Below are 22,990 nucleotides of genomic sequence, written 5' to 3'. Positions count from 1 at the left end.
TACTAAATAATTTAATTAAATGATCAAAAATTATTTTTAAACAAATACAAAAAAATACTTATAAATAGTTTAAAAAACCAGGGATTTTCAAAGCTACTTAATCTAGTATATCAGAATACTACAATTCAAAGTAAATTCCAAATCAACTTTGCCTTCTATAATTATTCCATAACAGTCTTCAGATAAACCCATATTTTTGTGAAAAAAAGATTTGTAGAATGGATCTTCGTCTCCATGAATAACTCTAAAATTTAAATCAATTGAATTATAAAATTCGAATTTAGCCTTATCCTCCAAATCAATCACCACATCATTACCATCAACCCTAATAATCGGCATTAATGGCGTGTGCCAAATAAATGCAAAATCCACCGACTTAATCACTTTTAAATAATCAGAAATTTTAATTTCTAACCCATTTTTATTATAATCAACTCTTCGAATATGCACTCCTTCTTTATTTCGATGATTTTCACCTTCAATACGATAAAAGTCAATAAATTCTTCATTTCTCAAAATACTAACAGCGCCTACACCTTGAGATCTATTTGTAAGTAAATTTTTGTTAAAAATTACATTATTATGCCCAATGTTCGAGTATGCCATTTGTGTTTTCATATTGGAGTACTCATACCCATATGGTCCACTTTCACATATTATCCAACCCTTCCTATAAATTATCAGAGAAAGGTCGTCTGCGTGTTTGTGATACTCGCCGTGATGACCAGCTGAAAAGTATGAATATGTACAATTGGATGGATACTCAATATCACTTTTAAAAATTGCATATCCGGCATCTTTAAAAACAGACCATTTTCTTTGAGCAACTTTTAACTTATCGATTCCAAAAAAAATAGGAAAATTATTCGCAGGCTTCGTTTGAGAAGTATCGCCTATTGGTGGCATTTCGCCATTAGGCATTAATATATCTACAGCATATCTACCCATATTTTTCAAAATATTCGAAATATCACTTGCATTCTGCCGCGAAACCTCAGAAATTATTTTTAAATTATTATAATATTGAGCACCAATGATATAATGATATGCTGGTGAATGCTCAAGATGAACACCATCTGAAGAAACCTTAACAGATAAGTATTTCATTAAGAAATCAACACTATCTAGGGCCACATTCTTCGAGCAAAAGCCCAATACAGATAAATATAAAAGAGTTAATTTCTGAAACATACCATGATTATTCAGACCAGCATGAAATTCGTCTGAAATTAAAACATTTAATTCTCTTCTGATTATTAATTCCATTCTAAAATAAATATTTTCATAAGAATTTAAAATTGATATAATGTAAATTCTTAACCAAAAACATACTCTTCTTGCTGTCGTTTCATCATGAAAGGCCATTTGAGTAGCAGAGTTTTCATAATTAAAAATGTTAGCCCAGTGTTCACATAAATTGCATGCTAACTCGACCTTTTCAAAACTATTTCCATTTACATTACCCAAGATATCACCAACAAAGGAATTCATGTGGAACTTCCTTTGCAAACTTCTAGGTTTATTAATCAACTCGTTCCAATTAGACATCAAATTAACCCGAAGTCCATCTAATTCATAAACATAATCATTGATTAGAATTTTGTTAAGCTCTTGATTGTTATTTAGAAATCCTCTCGGAAGATTTCTAAAAATTTCCAACAATAAATTTCGATTAATAAACTCACTCATAATTTAAACATCTTATACATATCAAATATCACGTCAATATCATATTTATTTGAAATTTCTTTTTTTATTTTTTGCGAATTAAAAAAATAATTATCTTGTGATACCGCATTATTACATATGAAATCTGAAGCAGATTTTTCATCGGCATAAATCCAATGATTGCCGTAAACTTCATCAGCACCTTCCCATTTACGAATAATCGGAATAGCCCCTGATGCACCACCTTCGGCAACAGCTTGATGCGTCCCTTCAAAATCACTTACAGATAAAATATAACCTATATTTTTATACCAATCAGCCATATCAGCCCCCCAGCCTTCGAATGCAACTGCACTTCTCAGTAATGGATTTTTATTAATCCGTTCAATTTGCTGATTAAAATAATTAATCTCTTCTGGCCGTTCCCTCATCCATGCATATTCTTGAGGCATTTTACCCTTTACAAGAAGCTTAAATTTTTTATTAACTTTTAGACAAAGTTCAAGTATATTAAGTGCTATATCTAGCCTTTTCATTTTAGGCGTAATACCAACAATACCAAGATTAAATCTAGCATCAGCGCTCTTTACTCGATCAAAATAACTGCAATTAATTGCATTAGGTATTACTTTGATTTTTTCTAGATAGCCTTGCCAACCAAACTTATTTATAGCATCAACCTTAGTATGCTCAGAAACAACTATAATCAAATCGATATTATTTATATTTGCTTGATTCGGAAAGTCAGTTTCGAGCTCTTGGCGATGAAATCTAACAAACAATTTCTGACCGGGCTTTTTATTGTGTGAGTACCAGACAGCATTTCCTAAGAACCATTCGCAAAAAATAATATCACTTTTGAGTAAAAACTCTTCACTAAACTTAACATCATGATTTTTATGACCCCACCAATTATTTTCTGAAATATCGAAGTCTAATCCGAGCCTATTTTTAATTGGTGATAAAAACTTCAAATCATGACCGACAATACCAAGTGTTGTCTTTTTCTCTGCATGTTCACCCCCAGCACAAAGGGGACTAATGTGATGACTTGCAATGTAACTAAAGGTATATGGCTTAGTTACCTGTTGAACACGAGTTCTGATTTTACCCAATGAACTTATATCAGATAGTGTATTTCTTAAAATTTCTAATGCTTCTTTCTTAGAGTTAGCGAATAAAGGATAATCTTTACCAAAGACTGACTCATTAATAGGATTTCTTGCCATTATTGGCGATACACCACACGAGCTAAACTCTAAGAGCTTGGTTGTTATTTCTAGTGTGTTATCTTCTAACGCATTCGATCGCCAAGCCCAACCAATTGACATTTGGGGATACTGACCCATCACCTCATCACGCCCAAGACCTTTGTGCCATATTAAATTTGGAACATTTTCCAACTCATGCAATACATGTAATCTAAAACTAGGGTCTTCAGGCGGATTATGTATTTTATTTCCGAACACATGAAACTCAATATTAGGAAAGTCATGTCCTAACAATCGAAATATTTCAAACATTTCAATGGATGCATACTCCTTCTTAAACTGTCCAGAATAAACAATTCGTATTTTTTTTTCATTAATGAGGTCTAAATTACCCTCAAAATCCGGGACCATTGGAGGCAAATCCCTAACCTTCGCGGTAGCTTTTGGAAAATTACTAATTAAATGCACCTTTAATTGTGGCGTTTGGACCATTAAAAATTTAGACGATTCGATTATCGCATTAACATTTGATTTAAATTGATCAGTAAATTTTTTTACATCAAGAGGTATATCACAAAAATAAGTCCACAATTTGTTTTTAAACTCTTCTACCTCTGCCGCAAGAGTGCACAACGCTAATCCGCGCAAAAATATTGCATCATAAATTTCAGTTTTATCGGACTCTTTAATTATCCTAATCGCATCAATTGGCGCTAAATATTTTACACCCTTGCCTACATTAGCAGTGACAATCGTTAAGTTTGGAATTTCATATAACTCATTTAAATTCAAACTATTTTCAACTGGCGCTTTTAGAAACAGTGTAAGAGTCACCGTTTGAACTGATGTCAATATTTGCACAATCGAGGCTAGCCATATAGCAGAGCCGTCAATTAAGTTCATATTTACATCTGCATAAATAGCAATTTTCATCTTTTTCATTATGTTTTAGCTTGAAGTCAATTCGTTATGAACAGAATTAATGATGCGAGCAGATCCGAGCCAGGTGCGATGCTCGGCTACCCAAGTTCTTGCTTTTGATCCAACCTGTTTTGTTTGCTCGATATTTAAAAGTAAATTAGTCAGGCTACTAGCTAGAGACTCAACTGATCCTTTTCTAAAGGTATAACCATTAACACCGTTAGTCACAAACTCTTTCATGGCAGCCACATCAGATACCAATACAGCTTTGCCCATAGCCATCGCCTCAAAAGGTTTTAATGGTGATACGAGCTCACATACTTTTAATGGTTTTCTGGGAAATGGAGCGATGTCAATTAATGAGTAATAACTAGGAACATTGTCATGTGGAACCCGACCGGTAAGAAAGACTTGATCATTTAATTTTTTCTGATCTACTTTCTTTTTTAACACTTCATATTCAGAACCGTCTCCGACGAGAAGTAGATTAAATTTAATTCCAGAGTCTTTTATGATACTTGCTGCATCAATCAGATCATCCAGCCCTTCATATGCAACAAATGAACCGACAAAACCTATGGTTGGCACTTTAGAATTGATGCCAATTTTTTCAGCTAACACCATGTCTGGTTTAACCAATTCAAACTCATCCATATTTACACCGTTTGGTGCTATCACCATCCTCGCCGCATCACCGCCACGTTCAACCAATTCATCCTTTAATCCATGTGTAATTGGAATGATCTTGTCAGCATGTGAAACGATCAGAGCTTCGTATTTGCTGTCAAACTCGTAAACCTCTGATTTAGTCCAGTCAAAATTTACCTTTGAATCATTTGTTATTTCCCAAAGTCCACGTACTTCATATACAAACGGTATACCTAATCGTCTGGCGGCTAGCAGGACTGGAAGTGCATTTATGTAGTTGCTTGCAGCATGTAACACTGCTGCTTTGTTGTTTTTAGCGATTGCTTCAATGATATTTGTTGCAGACTCTATGTATGTGTCAATCTCTAAAGTGAACAAATTGACACCAGGCAGGTGTCGATACAAGACATTGTGAACTTGATCATAGTCGTTGACAGCGATATCACTCTTTACATCCCATGGATACCCTGGCCGCGAGTAGCAAATGTTCTGTCTATTGAGAGTACTTAAGCCCTCCATGATTCCATGTGTACGCACCGCATAGCCGTTTGATTGATATGGCAAGCACGAATAATAGAAAAACAAACTGCAATTAGGGTTTGGTTTGTACGCAGGTTTGCTAGACTTTGGTGGAACAACTGTTAATTGATCAAGGTTTTTTCCTCGATTGATTGTTCGTCTCATCAACCTCTTATCTTGAGCTGAGTTTGCACTATCGTCGACAATCTCACTATATATTTCAGCAGGCGCACGGAGGAGCCCCTTACCTAGCGCTTTATTAGCTAATCGGCGGCCACGTTGATATGTCGGATTTTTTCCGTATGCCTCAAGTATTAATGACTGTGCCTCTACATAATTTGACTCTATTGCTACATCAAACAAGGCTTCTAATTTATCTGCAATAGACTCTACTGGATCATATATATTTTCCGTAATAAATTTTTTGGCAGATATAAATCCATTTTTCGTTAGTGTATCTAACAACTCATCTTTTAGACTATCACTTAAAGACTGATCTCTGCTGGTAATTAATAAATTCAATTCCTCTTCTAATTGGATTGGTGTTTTCGACCCCCATAACCTTGCAGACAGTTTAGGCTTCTTAAAGTTACTTGGTATTTTGAAATTACATTCAAAAAGCCCATCTAATGAAGGTTGTATGTAACAGAAATATCCAAATTTTTGAGAATATGCCAATCCAGTTAGTTTTCTAATTTCTTCTTGACTTTGCGTTGTTTGATCGAATGCCAATTGAAAAAGTGCAGGATTTTTAATATCATTTCGCCACCCTTTTATCCTTCCAGTTAATTTATATCCAAACCCAGATTTTATATCAATCGATACACTGTTAGAATTATTATCAATCAATAAATTATATTGATTTTTCTCGATATTAACTGTAGGCTTTAAATTAGCTGCTGCATTTAATTTATCGTTTTTAATTTCAAATATTTTAATTAAACTTTCACTGACACCATGGCTTAACAAGCTGTGCTTGTACTTCTCTTGTGATATGTATACTGAATTTGAGGTCTGAATTAATTTTAAATACGGGTGTAAAGCATCATTAATTGATTCACAACTTTCACTTAGACATAACTCAAAATTTAACTTCCTAATCTTTACAAGATCAAGTGCAATTTTAGTCTGAGGTAATGATATATCACAGAGCAAGATGCTTGGTTTAAATATACTTACGATCTCTGAAATTTTCGAATCAACTGATACCGAGTTTTTGTTAGTAGATGCTGGATAAATGTCAAATGGGTAGATGTATCGGAACCCATCAATTACTTTATGAGGCTCTGAACTCTTATAATCATCGATAAAGATAACAGATTTACCCTCAGCTCTAAACTGCTTGGCAAGGTTATGCGCCCATGTTTCCTTAACGTCAGCTTCATGACTTGAAGCATTCGAAATGAAAAACAACACTCTATTTGGTATTTTGAATTTATTCATTTCTCAAATATATTTAAAATTCTTATGTCTTTTATGAAAATACGCCCACAGCATCAATTACATTATTTCTTACTGATATGCTATTTTTCTTTTCAATAAATGGGGAGTGTTTTACCAACACGCAAACGACATCGGATGACGCTATTGCCTCATCTAATTCAATTAGATTTACATTATCGTTCTTCAAGCTATTTGGTAACTCCTGAATGTTTGGCTCGACGATTTGAAGTTGACATCCAAGGCTCATTACATGCTTAGCGATCTCAACTGCTGGGCTTTCGCGTAAATCGTCAATATCAGGTTTAAAAGCTAGTCCTAGGCATGCAACCTTAACATCGGCAATTGACTTAATAGCTTCAGCGGCCAATACATCCGTAATTGAGGCTTTAATTTTTTCTAACACCCATTCTGGCTTGGTGTCATTTACCTCTCGAGCCATACGAATAATCTTGGCATCATCTGGCGATGTATCCACAATAAACCAAGGGTCCACAGCAATGCAATGCCCCCCAACCCCAGCGCCTGGCTGAAGAATATTAACGCGTGGGTGGCGGTTAGCCAGTGCAATCAGCTCCCACACATTAATATCAAGACCATCGCAAATCATTGACAATTCGTTAGCAAAGGCAATGTTCACATCTCGAAAACTGTTTTCCGTCAACTTACACATCTCTGCAGTGCGTGCATTGGTTGCAACTAGATCGCCTTGAACAAAGGTTTTATAAAGTGCTGCAGCCATGAATGTGGCTGTGCGGGTCATGCCACCAATAACGCGGTCATTTGAAACCAGTTCTTGCACCACACGACCCGGCAGTACTCGTTCAGGGCAATAAGCAACTTGAATATCCGCTGCCTCTGCGGATTGCTGAGGGAACGTCAAATCCGGCCGAGCTGCAGCCAACCATTCGGCCAGTTTTTCGGTCGTGCCCACAGGCGATGTGGACTCCAAAATGACCAGATTGCCTTTGGCCAGCACGGGGGCAATGGCTTTGGCCGCTGATTCGATGTAGCTCAGGTCTGGCTTATGCCCATCGGTAAAGGGCGTAGGCACTGCAATTAAGAAGGCCTCTGCGGGTTCCGGACTGGTGGTTGCCCGCAAATAGCCCTGTTGCACCACCGCTTGCACCAAGATATCAAGGTCAGGTTCAATGATGTGAATCTTGCCTTGGTTAATGGTATCTACCGCATGTTGATTGACATCAACCCCAATCACCTTTCTTTTGCGTGAAGCAAACATGGTGGCTGTAGGCAGGCCGATATAGCCCAGACCGATCATTGAAATGGTATTGAACATGGCTGATCTCTGAAAAGTGATGTGGATGGGTTTAACTCTTGAAAGAACGTATAGCGTCCAGAATGCGACTGCAGGCCATACCATCTCCATAAGGATTCATGGCCCTAGCCATATTTTGGTAAGCAGTAGAGTCATCCAGTAATCTGTTGGCCTCTAAAACAATTTTGGCAATATCTGTGCCAACTAATTTCACCGTGCCAGCTTCGACGGCTTCTGGTCGCTCTGTGGTATAGCGCATCACCAGCACTGGCTTGCCCAGAGAAGGTGCTTCTTCTTGCACGCCTCCTGAATCGGTGATGATGATGTGGGCTTGGCTCATCAGATACACAAAAGGCAAATAGTCTTGCGGCGCAATGAGGTGAACATTGCTGGCGTTGGCCAAAATTCGCTTGACGGGCTCTTGCACCGCAGGGTTCAGGTGCACGGGGTAAACGATCTGCACATCTGATCGTTCACTGAGTGTTTTCAGGGCGTGACAGATGCGCTCAAAGCCATCGCCAAAATTTTCGCGGCGGTGGCCTGTCACCAAAATCAAGCGTTTTTGCGGATTCAAAAAATTGAATTGACGTTGAAAGCCTTCATTCAGTGCTGGAGTTTTGAGCTTTTCCACCACTTGATGCAAGGCATCAATCACCGTGTTGCCAGTCACCAAGATGCTGTTGTCATCCACACCTTCACGCAACAAGCTGTTTTTGGCCCGCTCGGTGGGTGCAAAGTGCAAGGCGGCAATACGGCCAACCATGCTGCGGTTCATCTCCTCAGGCCAGGGCGCATAAATGTTGCCGGTTCGAAGACCTGCTTCAACATGCCCAACGGGGATTTTTTCGTAAAAAGCAGCCAATGCAGCCGCCATGGTGGTGGTGGTGTCACCGTGCACCAAGAGCAAATCGTATTTGTTCTTTTTAAAAAGATCACGCATCCCCAACAAGATGTTGCTGGTGATGTCAGTCAAGTCTTGGCCTGGCTTCATGATGTTCAAGTCATGGTCTGGCTTGATGTCAAACAGCTCCAGCACTTGATCCAGCATTTGGCGATGCTGTGCAGTGACGCAGACTTCCGCCTCGAGGTCTGAGGCAGCCTTGAGCGCGTTGACAACAGGCGCCATCTTGATGGCTTCGGGTCGTGTTCCAAAAACAGAGAGTATCTTCATAGTGAAATTTTGTTTAATTCAATAATAACAATTATTTTGACAAAGAAAGGAGGACTACGTCCTTTTCCATGCGAATTATTTCTTTTTTATGTTTTATGGATTTTTTGTCAAGTTCTGTAACCCATCGGTGTAAGATTTCCTGTTCATCCAGTCGGATGTAGTCATCCATCAGAAAATCCACATCTGCCAATTGAAAATGGCTCAACACGTGAGCCATTGCCGGGTAGCGAGCGTGACGACCCGTTGAAGCCGGAGGACCATCGATCAAGACCAACAGTCGTTTGCCAGCTTGGTTCAACAGTTGAGCGTGTTCGGCCAATGCGGCATTGCAGTCGTAATACGGATAGGTGGTTTGATCCTCACCTACAAACGGCACCAAAGGGGTCAGACGCAGATCCACAAAACTCTGAAGCCCATCTTCGGACAATTGTTGTTTTGTTTTTTCAAAAAACTCAGGCAGATGATCGAATGCCAGATGCTTGAAGGGTTTGTTCTTGCCGACATGTGCGATCAGCCAGGTGGATACACCTGAACCAAATTCGATGACCAAGTCGTACGACTGCGATTCGATGCGCCGGATAAGGTAGTGCCCAAGGTCAGGACTGATGGGCCAGCCATGAAATGCAGGCATGACACGGCCTGTACTCAGATAGTGTTGAATGCCCACATAGGCTTCAATTTGTTTGACCGCGTTGCCAATTTGTGCAGTCAAGAATGACTGCATTGCAGCCAAGGCCTCTGACGAAACACCAGACTGCGACGCTGAAGGTCGTGTGCCGTATGCGGTTTTCCGTTTAGGCATCTTTGCTTACTCGTTTGGTCGGCACTTTTTTGGTGCGCGGCGCAACCTTTTGGGGTGCTTCAACAGTCCCTGATTTGCGCTTTGGTGCCAATTTAGGCAGCTCATCTGTTTTCGCTGCATGTGCAATTGTTTTTTCAACCACAGCAGGTTTTGGTGGCGTGATCAACTTTCTAAGGGTTTCAATGGTGCCAATGACAAGCCCCGCCCAGTCTGTCCATGGCCTTGAAATTGCCAATTTGTTCGATTGCATCTGTTGAACAGCCAAGGGCAGCAAAGAGATAAAAGACACCAGCAAAGCTTGGTCTTGAGCGGTGACTTTGCTCCAGACACCCACATCGGACACGTATTTGTTCAAATCAAAGCGCAATTCAAGCTTGCCGCCGAAGTCATCCCATGATTCTTCAAACCAGCTCTCAAAGGGCGGTATTTTGCCGTCGATCCGTGGAAATTCCAGTTTTGGAAATTTGGAAAAAGCCCCAGGCTGAATATTGGATGCGCCCAAGCGCATTTCAAATTTTGGCCAAACTTGTCGTCCATAACTGGCGCCTGAAAACACCAGCCACAAGTGCTCGTAGTCCGGGTGGATCAGTTCACGTTTGATTTGTACCGTGTTGTAGCGGAACACATTGGGCAGCGAGCGAACATCGGTGACCAGAGGCAACAAGGCCTGCTTCCAGAAGCCGGAATCAAAGTCTGCAGGCAAATGGGATGGATTGGCCTGAGTGGCAAAGAAATACTCAATGGCTGTGGTGGCTGCACGAATTTTTCGCCACTGTCCCGTGGTGATGCTTCGAAAGTTTGGAACCACCAGTGCACGGGGAATCAGCTCCAACTCCCCCATGCGAATGCCGACTTTTCCATCCACAAGACAAGTGACAAATTGAAACTCAGGCAGGATTTGACCGTCCAAGGTGCAATGAGTGACTTTCCAGGTGACGGTCGGCGTGTCTGAAAACGAGTCGACAGACATCGGCACAATGGTCTCATAGTCCAGGTAGTTGGGCAGACGCGATTCCAGACGTTCCCAACGCTGGCTTTGTGCTTGTTCTGCTTTTTGCAGTTTTTCATGCTCCAAAAAGTAATGTTCCAACTCTTCTTGCACTTGATGCAATTGCAAGAGCATGAGATCGTTGTCTTGCTTCAGTTCACGCTGTTGCGCAGTCAATTGGTTTTTGAGACTCGCAGTCTCAGCAGTCAGGGCCGCTTTTTCCTTCTCGAATGCGTCTTTGGCTGACTTGAATTCAGCCAGTTGTTTGGCCTGTGTGTCGCGTGATGTTTGCAGGTCTGCTTTTTCTTTTTGCAATGCGTCAAGCTGTATTTTGAGGAGCGGCAATTGTTCATGCCCTGCTTGTTCTCTTAAGAACACTGCGTCCAATTCCTCCTGCACTTTGTGCAGTTGCTTGAGCATGAGCTCATTTTCTTTGGTCAGTTCACTGTGCTGTGCGCTCAGCTGAGCAGCTTCTTGGGTCCGAGCATCCAGCTCTGTTTGGCTTGCAAGCAACTGTTTGCTTTGACCATCTCGGGAGCTTAGAAGCTGGGCTTTCTCTTTGCTCAGTGCGTCTTTGTCTGACAGCGCTTGTGCCAGTTGTTTGACTTTTGCATCACCGTCAGATGCAAGCGCAGTTTTTTCTTTCTGGAGAATTTCAAGCTGCGTCTTCAGTTGAGCCTGCTGGTTACGGATGTCTTGTTCTCGCAAGAAAACAGTCTCCAACTCTTCCTGCACCTGGTGCAACTGCTGGAGCAGCAAATCGGCATCGGCTTGAACCTGATTGAGCTGCGTCGTTTTTTCTGCGACCGAGTCTTTGAACTGTCGCTGGATGAATTCCAGCTGGGTTTTAAAGCCTGCTATCTCAGCGCTTTGCTTGGCCACCTCGAATTCAAGCGACTCCTTTTTGACGAGCAAATCTGCATGCTGCGGCTTGAGTTGTGCCAATTCATTATGGGCGCCAACTAAACTGAATTCGTTGGTGCGAAGTGCTTGCTGCAAGACTTGAACTTGCTCGTTCAGTGTCTTGATCTGAAGATCAATTTTTCTTTGAGTTTCTTTACCGATGAACTTCAAGATCTGTCCTTTTGCACGACCTGATGCGCCATCACTGTTTTGCAAACAGGTAGCGGTAGGTTTCTGTCACTGCGTCTTGGGGGTCTGTGGCGGCCAACAGAATCAGGCTGAGGATGTTCTCTGACTGCGTGGTAGCCAGGGTGAAATAGTCGCTTTTGACCTGAAAAGACGTCTGGATGGCATTGATGACATCGACGGCTGTGCGCACCCCGCCTTGGTAACTTTGGCGGTTGGCTTCCACACTCAGCTCGGCTGAGGCGATGGCTTCTCGCTGTATGCGCAGGGCTTCTATGCCTGTGGCCACCATGGCGGCCAATCGGTCTGCTTCCAGGCGGACTTTGGATTCGGTTTCGCGCAGGCTTTCCTGGGCTTTGACAACGCCGGCTTGTGCCGCGTCCATGCCATACAGGGTGCCTGCTTTCAGTGGCACCGATAAGCCCACACCGACATAGTTGTTGACTGTGGCGGCACCGGTGGTTTTGCTGTAGGAATATTGCGCAGTCACTGCGGGCAAAAAGCTGGCCTTGATTTTTTTGACTTCGTATTCGGCAATTTCCACGTTGTAGCGTGCGGCCAAGACGTTGGGGCCAGCGCTCAAGGCCACTTGTGTGTAGTCAGCCAAGGGGCGCAGTCCATAAGAGCCGTGTGTGGTGGGCAGCACAAAATTGCTGGCCTGAGGCAGCACGCCGGTGATGGCTTCGTAGGCCTTGAGCGCGTTTTGCAGCTGGGTTTTGAAGGTCAGTTGCTGCGCTTTGGCTTGGCTGGCTTTGACCTCGATGTCACGAAGGTCGGTGATGGTGCCCTGCCCCAATTCTTGTTTGCGCTTGGCGGCCAGGGCTTGCTGGTCGAGCGCCTCCATTTTGGCGCCGTTGAGCTTGATGTTTTCGTTGGCCAGGATGATGGCGTTGGCAGCTTTGACAAGACGCGTGGCCAGGTCTTGTCGTTTGCCCTGCAAGCTGACCTCGGCCAGCAGTTGCTGGGGGGCGGCTTGGCCCAAAGTCATCCAGCGCTGTGCGTCCAGCAAGGGCTGCGACACTGTGAAGGTGGTACGGTTGCCGGTGTCAGTGGCCAAGCGTTGGGTGCTGAAAGTGGCCTCAGGAAAGAAGACCGAGCGCGCTTGTTTGACGTTGCGTTGACCGACCTCGTAGTCGGCTTTGGCTGACTGGTAAGTGGGGTCAAAAATTTGGGCTTTTTCAAAGTCAAGCGGCAGGTTTTGCGCGAACACCGGGGACGCCATGGCTACCGCAGTGGAGAGTGCCACCAACACCATCTGAGTTTTCATTTTTTTTCAATACCTCTCATTGAATATTGTTTCGATAATTTTTCGGAACAACATTCGGGTTTACCACCGAATTCCACGTTTTTGAGATATTTATTTCTAATCTTTAATCTTTGAAGGCCCGGGCCATCTTGTCGGTCAATGGTTTGAGCAGGTAGCTCATGAATGACCGCTCGCCCGCTTTGATGACCACATCCACCGACATGCCGGGCTGCACTTTGAGGCCGGCGAGCAGGTCAAGCCCCTCTTTGGTGGTCTCCACCTGGGCCATATAAAACTCGCCTTCTTGAGGTGTCGCACCCGCCTCTTTGTCAGCACCCAGCACCTTGACCACGCCAGGAATGACAGGGGTGGTCGACTGGTTAAAGGCGGTAAATCGCATGTCGGTGGGCATGCCAACACGCACCTTGTCGATGATGGTGTTGGGAATCTTGGCCTGAATGATCAGGCTTTCATCTTTGGGCACGACTTCCATGAGCACCATACCGCTGGTGATGGTGCCCCCCACGGTGAAGACTTTCAAGGCCACAACACTGCCCGTCACCGGGGATTTGATTTCTGCCAGTTCGCGGTCAAATTTGGCCGAGTCCAAACGCGTGGACACGGCATCGCGGTTTTTTTGGATCTCTTGAAGCTGGTTGTCCACATCTTTGAGCAAGGTGCTGCGCACTTGGCTGATCTGTAACCTGGCACGCGAGATGTCGGCTTGTGTGTTGGCAATGCTGGAGTCGATATCGCTTTTTTGCCGTTCAGCCTGATTGGCCTGGTTTTGGGGCACAAAGCCTTTTTGGGCCAGTTCACGGGTGTTTTTCATTTCCTCGTCCAGGGTTTTGACCTGGATTTGGCGTGACTTGAGCACCGCATTGAGCCCCGTGATTTGCTCATTGAGACTGGCCACTTGGCTGTTGTATTCAGCTCGGCGCGAATTGAACAATTGGACTTGCAGCTTTTTGGCCTCTTCGACGCGGGTGTCGCCGGGCTTGAAGCGTTTGCGCAGCTCGTCTGACCAGTTGATGCTGCCCAGGTTGTCGCGTTCGGCCTTCAGGCGCGATTCGCTGGCCAGCAGGTTGATGTAGGTCAGCTCGGCCCCGGTCATTTCGGCTTCGGTCTTGAGGGGGTTGACGCGCAAGAGCACGTCACCTTGTTTGACTTCTGCACCTTCTTTGACGTTGATCTCTTCGACCACGCCCCCGGTGGGGTGCTGCACAGCTTTGCGGTTGCCCAAAACGCTGACTGTGCCTTGCACGGTGACACCTGCGTCAATGGGAGCCCACAGTGCCCAGATCAAGAACACCGCAAAAAAGCCCAGAAACCAACGCGCTGCATTTTTCCGGATGGCCGATTCTTCCACTTGCACGGGCTGCAGGCCATGACGGTTGAGTTTGCTGGGCTCGTAAGGGTTCCAGCCTTGTACCCATCGGCCCAGGCGTGCGTCCAGGCGGCCCCAAAATCCCGGCTCGGTGTTTGCACCCATGGCATTGGTGGGTTCGGGACTCATTGAGCACCCCCCTGTGCCACTGTGGGCAAAGCTGCTTGCACCTGGACCACACCTGCTTGAACCGAGGCGGACTCGGCAGCACCGTCAGCACTGACCACTTGCAGTTTGCGCACGGCGTCGAGCATTTCGCGGGCGTCGCCAAAGGCCACCTGTCTCCCCGCCTTGAGCACCAGCATTTTGTCAACCACACCGACCAGGCGAGGCCTGTGCGTGGTCAAGACAACAGTGGAGCCGTTGGCCTTGAGGGCTTGCACGGTTTTGACCAGCGCGTTTTCGCCCACTTCGTCGAGGTTGGAATTGGGCTCGTCCATGACCACGTATTTGGGCATGCCGTACACAGCACGGGCAATGGCCAAGCGCTGGCGTTGACCGCCCGAAAGCGCAAAACCAGTCTCGCCCAATGGCGTGTCGTAACCTTTAGGGAAGGTAAGGATGGTGTCGTGCATGTCAATCAATTGCGCAGCATGCACCACTTTGGCGGGGTCAATCTCGCCCAAGCGGGCGATGTTGTCGGCCACCGTGCCTTCAAAGAAGTCAATTTCTTGCGGCACATAACCCACCAGCGGTCCGACTTCATCGTGACTCCAGTCACTGAGCTCGACACCGTCGAGCCGGATGGAGCCTGAGGCAGGTTTCCACAAACCCATGAGCATTTTGGCAAAGCTGGACTTGCCAGCTGCGCTGGGGCCCACCACAGCCAGCACCTCGCCGGGGCGCAGGGCAAAGTCAATGCCCGCCAACACGGCTTTGTTATGACCAGGTGGTACGCCCACGGCTTGCACCACATCCAGCTTGCCCTGAGGCGCAGGCAATTGCATTTTTTGGGTGTTTTCAAAGTCATCGGCCAACAAGTCGTTCAGGCGTTCATAGGCCTGACGGGCTGCGACGATGTCTTTCCAGTGGGCCATCAGCTTTTGAATGGGGGCCACAGATTTGCCGATGAGCATGCTGGCCACAATGACCATGCCGCCCGTGATGAGGTTTTCCATGGCGAGCCAAACACCCAGGGCCAGTTGCAGTGAGGGCAAGGCTTTTTGCAAAAATCCAGAGACACCACCCATCAGACCCGTGGCCTCGCTGGCGCTGACTTGGTTGGTCAAGTAATTGCGGTGCTGGTCGTACCACCGTTTGCGCACCGCACCCAACATGCCCAAGGCCAAAGTAGCTTCGGCATGACGCAAGCTGTTGCCCGCCACGCGACTGGCTTCGGTGTTGGCATCATTGGCTTCTTTCAGGATGGGGGTCGTGACCTTGGTCGTGAGGTAGGTCACGATTAGCACCAGCAAACAAGCGCAAAAGGCAAAGATGGCCAATAGGGGATGAAAAACTGCCCCAATGCCAATGAAGATGAAGGCGAAAGGTGCGTCCATGATGGACAGTACGGGGGGACCAGTCATGAATTGGCGCAGGGACTGCAAATCACCCAGAAGTTGCTGAACGTTGACGTTTTTACGGCCCACATAGCGCCTGAAGGAAGCATCAAACACATCAGCAGCCAAATCCCAATCTATCCGCAAGGACAATCGGATCATGAGCCGAGAGCGAATCCACTCCAGAGCGGACCAAAACACATAAAAAGCAATCACCACCAAAGTGAGCGAGACCAGGGTGACCCCACTGCGACTGGACAAGACGCGGTCAAAGGCGCTCATCATGTACAGCAGCGGCGTGATGCTGAGAATGTCGATGACAAATGTCAAGCCCATGGCGAAGAAAAAGGCCTGACGCGTTTGCATCAGGATTTTCTTGACAGGCTGCTTGTCGCCTCGGGTGGCGACTTTGGGCTGTGGGTCAGTCATGGGTCAATTGTGACCGATCAGGGTTGTCCGGGCTTTTTATGGAAGGCGTCTAAGTCAAATTCCATGTTTTCGTAACCGAAATCACCAATTACGCCTACCGGTGTTTCGACCTGCGCCACCACTTTGCTGATGCCCAGATCGTGAAGCTGGCTGCCCATGCCCGATTGGAGCAGGGATTGCAGTGTTTCTTCCGTGAAACCAGTTGTCTGACCCATGTTGAGTTCGGCACCATGGTCAAAGATCGGCTTGATACCGCCTTGCTGACCTTCATCCACAAAATGACCCAACAAGTTGGCCAACTCCGATTCGCTGAACTGAGCGCCCAGGTTGACTTGTGCGCCTTGTTGCGCCAAGACGTGATCGACGCCCAGAGTCGCCATGGCAGAAAGACTTGTCTGCAGTTGCATGGCGGCACCGGCATTGATCTCCACACCGGCTTCCGGCAAGGCCGTGAGCATACCGGCCTCATACAAAGCCGCTGCCAAATCATCGCCGATACTGACCTGAGCTGGCTTGTCAATGTCAATGCGATGAATACCGGCATCGCCCAGCGAATTGACCAATTCACCCATGGATGCGTTTTGGGTCAGCATATTGCCCAACACATCAACGCCATCTTGAACAATATTGAAAATATCGTCCAACGTGTCTGGCGTGTTGGTCACTGCGGGTGCGCTGCCCACCAGGACATTGAAGTCGATACCCGCATTGATGAGGGCTTGCGTGGCCGCATCGTCAGCCAGCATCTGGTCTTGCGACAAAGAAATGTGGTCGATGCCGGCGTCAGCCAAAACCTGCGCAACCGAGACGAGTTGACTCAGTTGCTGACTGCCAAGGTTCAGGGTCACGTCCAAATCAAGGTCAAACTGTGGAAGTGCTGCACTGGACAAGGTGCCATGCTCACCCAAGTCGAGATGCATGACCGATGTATTGTGCTTAGCCGTCACCGAATCTACACCCAGCTTCTGCAAATCTTTCAAACTGGTGCTCAAGTGTGTTCCTGATGCCTGAACATCAATCACGTCACCGATGGCAAAGTCCAGTCCAGCATGGATCAAGGCGTTGGCCTCGACCTGATCGATGCTCACTGACACGTTGTTGATATCGCCCAGGTCGATGTGGTCAATGCCCATCGCAGACAAGGCGTCTGCCTTGTTGGCAATGCCTGCCACATCACCAGCTTGAGCGTTCAAGGTCACGCTCAGGGCTGCGTCTTCGCGCTCGCTCAGCACGCGGTCGCCGTTGAGGTCGCCAAACAAGGTGGGCAGCTCGAAGTTGATGCCGCCTGTGCCGTTGGCAGACAAGGCCCCTGTACCCAGGTCCACGTTGATCTGGTCGCCGCCTGTCACCAAGATGGCGTCCACGCCCAGCTTGTTCAGGTCTTTGAGGCTGTTGCTCAGGTGCGTGCCCGATGCGGCTGTGTCCACGTTCAGCGTGATGGTGTCGCCCGCTGCAAAGTCCAGTCCAGCATGGATCAAGGCGTTGGCCTCGACCTGATCGATGCTCACTGACACGTTGTTGATATCGCCCAGGTCGATGTGGTCAATGCCCATCGCAGACAAGGCGTCTGCCTTGTTGGCAATGCCTGCCACATCACCAGCTTGAGCGTTCAAGGTCACGCTCAGGGCTGCGTCTTCGCGCTCGCTCAGCACGCGGTCGCCGTTGAGGTCACCAAACAAGGTAGGCAGCTCGAAGTTGATGCCGCCTGCGGCATCTGCACCGTTGCCGCCCAAGGCCCCTGCGCCCAGGTCCACGTTGATCTGGTCGCCGCCTGTCACCAAGATGGCGTCCACGCCCAGCTTGTTCAGGTCTTTGAGGCTGTTGCTCAGGTGCGTGCCCGATGCGGCTGTGTCCACGTTCAGCGTGATGGTGTCGCCCGCTGCAAAGTCCAGTCCAGCATGGATCAAGGCGTTGGCCTCGACCTGATCGATGCTCACTGACACGTTGTTGATATCGCCCAGGTCGATGTGGTCAATGCCCATCGCAGACAAGGCGTCTGCCTTGTTGGCAATGCCTGCCACATCACCAGCTTGAGCGTTCAAGGTCACGCTCAGGGCTGCGTCTTCGCGCTCGCTCAGCACGCGGTCGCCGTTGAGGTCGCCAAACAAGGTGGGCAGCTCGAAGTTGATGCCGCCTGTGCCGTTGGCAGACAAGGCCCCTGTACCCAGGTCCACGTTGATCTGGTCGCCGCCTGTCACCAAGATGGCGTCCACGCCCAGCTTGTTCAGGTCTTTGAGGCTGTTGCTCAGGTGCGTGCCCGATGCGGCTGTGTCCACGTTCAGCGTGATGGTGTCGCCCGCTGCAAAGTCCAGTCCAGCATGGATCAAGGCGTTGGCCTCGACCTGATCGATGCTCACTGACACGTTGTTGATATCGCCCAGGTCGATGTGGTCAATGCCCATCGCAGACAGGGCGTCTGCCTTGTTGGCAATGCCTGCCACATCACCAGCTTGAGCGTTCAAGGTCACGCTCAGGGCTGCGTCTTCGCGCTCGCTCAGCACGCGGTCGCCGTTGAGGTCACCAAACAAGGTGGGCAGCTCGAAGTTGATGCCGCCTGTGCCGTTGGCAGACAAGGCCCCTGTACCCAGGTCCACGTTGATCTGGTCGCCGCCGCTGACCAGGATCGCGTCCACGCCCAGCTTGTTCAGGTCTTTGAGGCTGTTGCTCAGGTGCGTGCCCGAGGCAGCAGTATCCACGTTCAGCGTGATGGTGTCGCCCGCTGCAAAGTCCAGTCCAGCATGGATCAAGGCGTTGGCCTCGACCTGATCGATGCTCACTGACACGTTGTTGATATCGCCCAGGTCGATGTGGTCAATGCCCATCGCAGACAGGGCGTCTGCCTTGTTGGCAATGCCTGCCACATCACCAGCTTGAGCGTTCAAGGTCACGCTCAGGGCTGCGTCTTCGCGCTCGCTCAGCACGCGGTCGCCGTTGAGGTCGCCAAACAAGGTGGGCAGCTCGAAGTTGATGCCGCCTGTGCCGTTGGCAGACAAGGCCCCTGTACCCAGGTCCACGTTGATCTGGTCGCCGCCTGTCACCAAGATGGCGTCCACGCCCAGCTTGTTCAGGTCTTTGAGGCTGTTGCTCAGGTGCGTGCCCGATGCGGCTGTGTCCACGTTCAGCGTGATGGTGTCGCCCGCTGCAAAGTCCAGTCCAGCATGGATCAAGGCGTTGGCCTCGACCTGATCGATGCTCACTGACACGTTGTTGATATCGCCCAGGTCGATGTGGTCAATGCCCATCGCAGACAGGGCGTCTGCCTTGTTGGCAATGCCTGCCACATCACCAGCTTGAGCGTTCAAGGTCACGCTCAGGGCTGCGTCTTCGCGCTCGCTCAGCACGCGGTCGCCGTTGAGGTCACCAAACAAGGTGGGCAGCTCGAAGTTGATGCCGCCTGTGGCATCTGCACCGTTGCCGCCCAAGGCCCCTGCACCCAGGTCCACGTTGATCTGGTCGCCGCCTGTCACCAAGATGGCGTCCACGCCCAGCTTGTTCAGGTCTTTGAGGCTGTTGCTCAGGTGCGTGCCCGATGCGGCTGTGTCCACGTTCAGCGTGATGGTGTCGCCCGCTGCAAAGTCCAGTCCAGCATGGATCAAGCCAGAAGCCTGGTTTTGATCAATGGTGACTGTTTCGTTGACGTTACCGCCCAGGTTCAGCACGGCGCTTAGACCACTTTCGCCCAACAGTGAATTAATCTCATCGCTATAGCCGCGCACACCAGAGTCGACCGCATTGATTTCGATGCCTGCCTGGACAAGCATTCCAGCGATGGTGTGCAGGGCTTGGAAGTCTGACAGCGAGATGCTTGAAGCCGTCAGGTAGTGGCCAGAGATATCAACACCTTTAGCAACATAGGCCTTGGCCGCTGCAATGCTCAAATAATCCCCAGGCTCTGGCAAAGTCACCGCGTCATTGGCTGCGTTTTGGACCTGCTCATCAAAAGAGGCAGCAAAACTATCTGCCACTTGGAGGGGTTGCGAGCTGTTCAAAACATCGGAAATCGTATCCAACAGCGATGTCTGAGCCGAAGCGACTGTCGATTTGGCCAGTGCGATGTAAATCTGGTCATCGACCGACAATTCCAGCCCATGAGCGCTGTGGGCAAGCCGAATTGCCAATGCTTCGAAATTCGTGACCAATGCATCCGTGACATGGTTCAGCATGCTACCGAGCGCTTGTGCCATCTCGGATTTCAGAGCATCGGGGATCAATGCGGAATCCGCGACGACCAATGAAATGACTTCTTCATTGAGCGCATGCAAAAGCGCCAAGCGACCTTCAGTAGTCTCAGCACCCGCCATCTGGCCCAGGCTGATTTTGGTGGCCAAAGTCGTAAAAGAGCTCTGGATGTCCTGCACCACACTGTCTGCTGAACCCAGCTTGATGGCCGTCTGCATCAAGGTCATGATGACTTGCTGAGCAGCAAACACCGCTGCACCGGCCTGTTGCAACGCACTCAGATTCGCACCATCCATGGGCGACACGATGGCGGCCATAGGGTCAAAATCGGTGACGCTGGCAATGCCTGCGTCAGCCAGCAAGGTATCAAGACCCAGGACCTTGAGCATGCTGGACTCGATGGTCGCACGTTGCGCGTCAGAACCAAAGGCCAAGAGTGTTGTCAGGGGCGTGATGACCGATGATCCAGCTGGCGCGAACAGGTAACCCACAACCTCGCTAGAGAAAGAGTCTGTACCGCCCGTTGACACCCAACGTCCACCACTGAGAGGCGTGTCCACAGAAACGCTGAAACGACCGAAATCGTCTGTCGTGGCTGACGCTTCGCCTTCGTCCTGGATCTGGTTGTTGTTCAGGTCGTAGAAAACCGTGGCATTTTGCACATAACCGTCAATCACTGTGCTGACACCGTCGATGGTGACCTTGAGTGTGCTGATGGAAGTTGTGTCACCATCGTTGACGGTATAGGTGAAAGTTTCGGTGAATTTTTCACCGGCATTCAGGGCGATACTGGCTGCACCGTCGGCCTTATAGCTGTAGCTGCCATTGACACCCAAAGTCAAGACGCCATGGCTGGTGACGATGCGGAAAACATTGAGCACCGCATCAAACGAAACCGCATCTTGATTGGCGTTCGAAATGCCCGATATGGTCAAAGGCGAACCATCGACATCGCTGTCGTTGCTCAGCAAGTTGAAACCACCTTGGCTGTCACCTTCAGTGATACGTATCGCATCGGCCACAGGCAGGGGAGCATCTTTGACTGCGCCCAGGCTGAAGCTTTGCGTTGCAGCTGTTTGGCCGCCTTGTCCGTCATTGATGGTGTAGCTCAGATCGACCGGGCCGTTGAAGTTGGCATTGGGTGTGAAGCTGTAGTTGCCTTGGCCGTCATCTGTGAGGATGCCGTGCTCTGCCGTCACATTCGTCACACTCAGCGTGCCGCCATCCACATCGCTGTAGCCTTGCAGCAGTTGCGCGGCGGTGAATGTGTAGGCCGTGTCTTCCAAACCGGGGCTCAGAATGACAGGCAGGCTGGTCAGAATGGGCGCGTCGTTCGTGCCGTTGACCGTCACGCTCACCACTTGTGTGGTTGTCGCGCCCTTGTCATCGGTCACCGTCACGGTGAACTGCTCTACGTGGCTTTCGCCTTCTTTCAGATTCTGATGCGCACCGTTGGCCAGCGTGTAGGTCCACTCGCCTGTTTGTGCATTGACCGCCAAGCTGCCGTACTCGCCATCAGCGTTGCCGCTGTAGGCCGCTGTCGCAGCGTGGTCCACATCGCTGGATGTGATCCGACCTGTCGCCGTCAGCGTCTCGTCTTCTTTGACCGTGCCTGCTTGCACGTTGCTGGTGATTGTCGGCACATCGTTCGTGCCAGTGATCGTGATCACCAAGTTGGCGGCTGTCGAGGCTGCGTTCTGGATGTCTGTGGCGATGTAGCCGATGGTGATGACACGCGTTGCGCCTTCAGCCAGGCCGTCGTAGCTGGAAGCATCAAAGCTGTAGCTGCCATCGGCGTTGAAGGTCAGGCCCTCTGGCGCAGCGGCAGTCAGTGCATAGGTCAGGCTGGCTGTTTCGTCCGTGTCTGCGTCTATGGCAGAAACGCTGCCGCTGACGCTGACATCTTCGGTGACTGCGGATGTGGCCGCTGTGGCCACGGGCACATCGTTGGTGCCAGTGATCGTGATCACCAAGTTGGCGGCTGTGGAGGCTGCGTTCTGGATGTCTGTGGCGATGTAGCCGATGGTGATGACACGCGTTGCGCCTTCAGCCAGGCCGTCGTAGCTGGAAGCATCAAAGCTGTAGCTGCCATCGGCGTTGAAGGTCAGGCCCTCTGGCGCAGCGGCAGTCAGTGCATAGGTCAGGCTGGCTGTTTCGTCCGTGTCTGCGTCTGTGGCAGAAACGCTGCCGCTGACGCTGGCATCTTCGGTGACTGCGGCTGTGGCCGCTGTGGCCACGGGCACATCGTTGGTGCCAGTGATCGTGATCACCAAGTTGGCGGCTGTGGAGGCTGCGTTCTGGATGTCTGTGGCGATGTAGCCGATGGTGATGACACGCGTTGCGCCTTCAGCCAGGCCGTCGTAGCTGGARGCGWCAAAGCTGTAGCTGCCATCGGCGTTGAAGGTCAGKCCCTCTGGCGCAGCGGCAGTCAGTGCATAGGTCAGGCTGGCTGTTTCGTCCGTGTCTGCGTCTGTGGCTGTAACGCTGCCGCTGACGCTGGCATCTTCGGTGACTGCG

At 48.7% G+C, this 22,990-nt stretch carries 11 protein-coding genes; all 11 read right to left on the bottom strand.

All coding sequences use genetic code 11. The features are described from left to right. Nucleotides 1-102: 102 nt before the first annotated feature. The gene (locus AMM33_RS20965) at nucleotides 103-1,491 is read right to left on the bottom strand and encodes a heparinase II/III domain-containing protein (RefSeq protein WP_194945637.1); all 1,389 of its coding nucleotides are present in this window, start codon (nucleotides 1,489-1,491) and stop codon (nucleotides 103-105) included. A gap of 194 nt (nucleotides 1,492-1,685) precedes the next feature. Continuing rightward, nucleotides 1,686-3,821 (bottom strand): glycosyltransferase family protein, encoded by a 2,136-nt coding sequence (locus AMM33_RS22225; protein ID WP_194945636.1) that lies wholly within the window; start codon nucleotides 3,819-3,821, stop codon nucleotides 1,686-1,688. A 6-nt stretch (nucleotides 3,822-3,827) separates the two neighbouring features. Beyond that, complete coding sequence (locus AMM33_RS20955) at nucleotides 3,828-6,410, bottom strand: glycosyltransferase family 4 protein (RefSeq protein WP_090143177.1); 2,583 nt, start codon at nucleotides 6,408-6,410, stop codon at nucleotides 3,828-3,830. A 31-nt stretch (nucleotides 6,411-6,441) separates the two neighbouring features. Then, entirely contained in the window at nucleotides 6,442-7,704 is a 1,263-nt protein-coding gene (gene wecC, locus AMM33_RS20950) for a UDP-N-acetyl-D-mannosamine dehydrogenase (protein WP_090143176.1), read from the bottom strand. A 31-nt stretch (nucleotides 7,705-7,735) separates the two neighbouring features. Continuing rightward, the gene (gene wecB, locus AMM33_RS20945) at nucleotides 7,736-8,854 is read right to left on the bottom strand and encodes a non-hydrolyzing UDP-N-acetylglucosamine 2-epimerase (protein WP_090143175.1); all 1,119 of its coding nucleotides are present in this window, start codon (nucleotides 8,852-8,854) and stop codon (nucleotides 7,736-7,738) included. Nucleotides 8,855-8,885: 31 nt separating this feature from the next. Then, the gene (locus tag AMM33_RS20940) at nucleotides 8,886-9,566 is read right to left on the bottom strand and encodes a hypothetical protein (RefSeq protein WP_194945635.1); all 681 of its coding nucleotides are present in this window, start codon (nucleotides 9,564-9,566) and stop codon (nucleotides 8,886-8,888) included. A gap of 82 nt (nucleotides 9,567-9,648) precedes the next feature. Continuing rightward, nucleotides 9,649-11,718, bottom strand: coding sequence for a coiled-coil domain-containing protein (locus tag AMM33_RS20935; RefSeq protein ID WP_228768289.1), 2,070 nt, complete (start codon nucleotides 11,716-11,718; stop codon nucleotides 9,649-9,651). Nucleotides 11,719-11,749: 31 nt separating this feature from the next. Continuing rightward, nucleotides 11,750-13,000 (bottom strand): TolC family protein, encoded by a 1,251-nt coding sequence (locus AMM33_RS20930; protein WP_090143172.1) that lies wholly within the window; start codon nucleotides 12,998-13,000, stop codon nucleotides 11,750-11,752. A gap of 103 nt (nucleotides 13,001-13,103) precedes the next feature. Then, nucleotides 13,104-14,495: an HlyD family type I secretion periplasmic adaptor subunit gene (locus AMM33_RS20925; RefSeq protein WP_090143171.1), complete on the bottom strand. Its 1,392-nt coding sequence runs from the start codon at nucleotides 14,493-14,495 to the stop codon at nucleotides 13,104-13,106. Next, on the bottom strand, nucleotides 14,492-16,294 hold the full coding sequence (locus AMM33_RS20920) for a type I secretion system permease/ATPase (RefSeq protein ID WP_090143170.1): 1,803 nt from the start codon (nucleotides 16,292-16,294) through the stop codon (nucleotides 14,492-14,494). The genes AMM33_RS20925 and AMM33_RS20920 overlap by 4 nt, the downstream gene beginning before the upstream one ends. Nucleotides 16,295-16,311: 17 nt before the next feature. Further along, nucleotides 16,312-22,990: VCBS domain-containing protein (locus AMM33_RS20915; protein ID WP_194945634.1), on the bottom strand; the 6,679-nt coding region annotated here is incomplete at its 5' end.

The sequence above is a fragment of the Limnohabitans sp. DM1 genome (assembly GCF_001269385.1).
Taxonomy (GTDB): domain Bacteria; phylum Pseudomonadota; class Gammaproteobacteria; order Burkholderiales; family Burkholderiaceae_C; genus Limnohabitans_A.
Note: the sequence above shows the minus strand (reverse complement) of the source record. Positions and strands in the feature narration are given on the sequence as shown.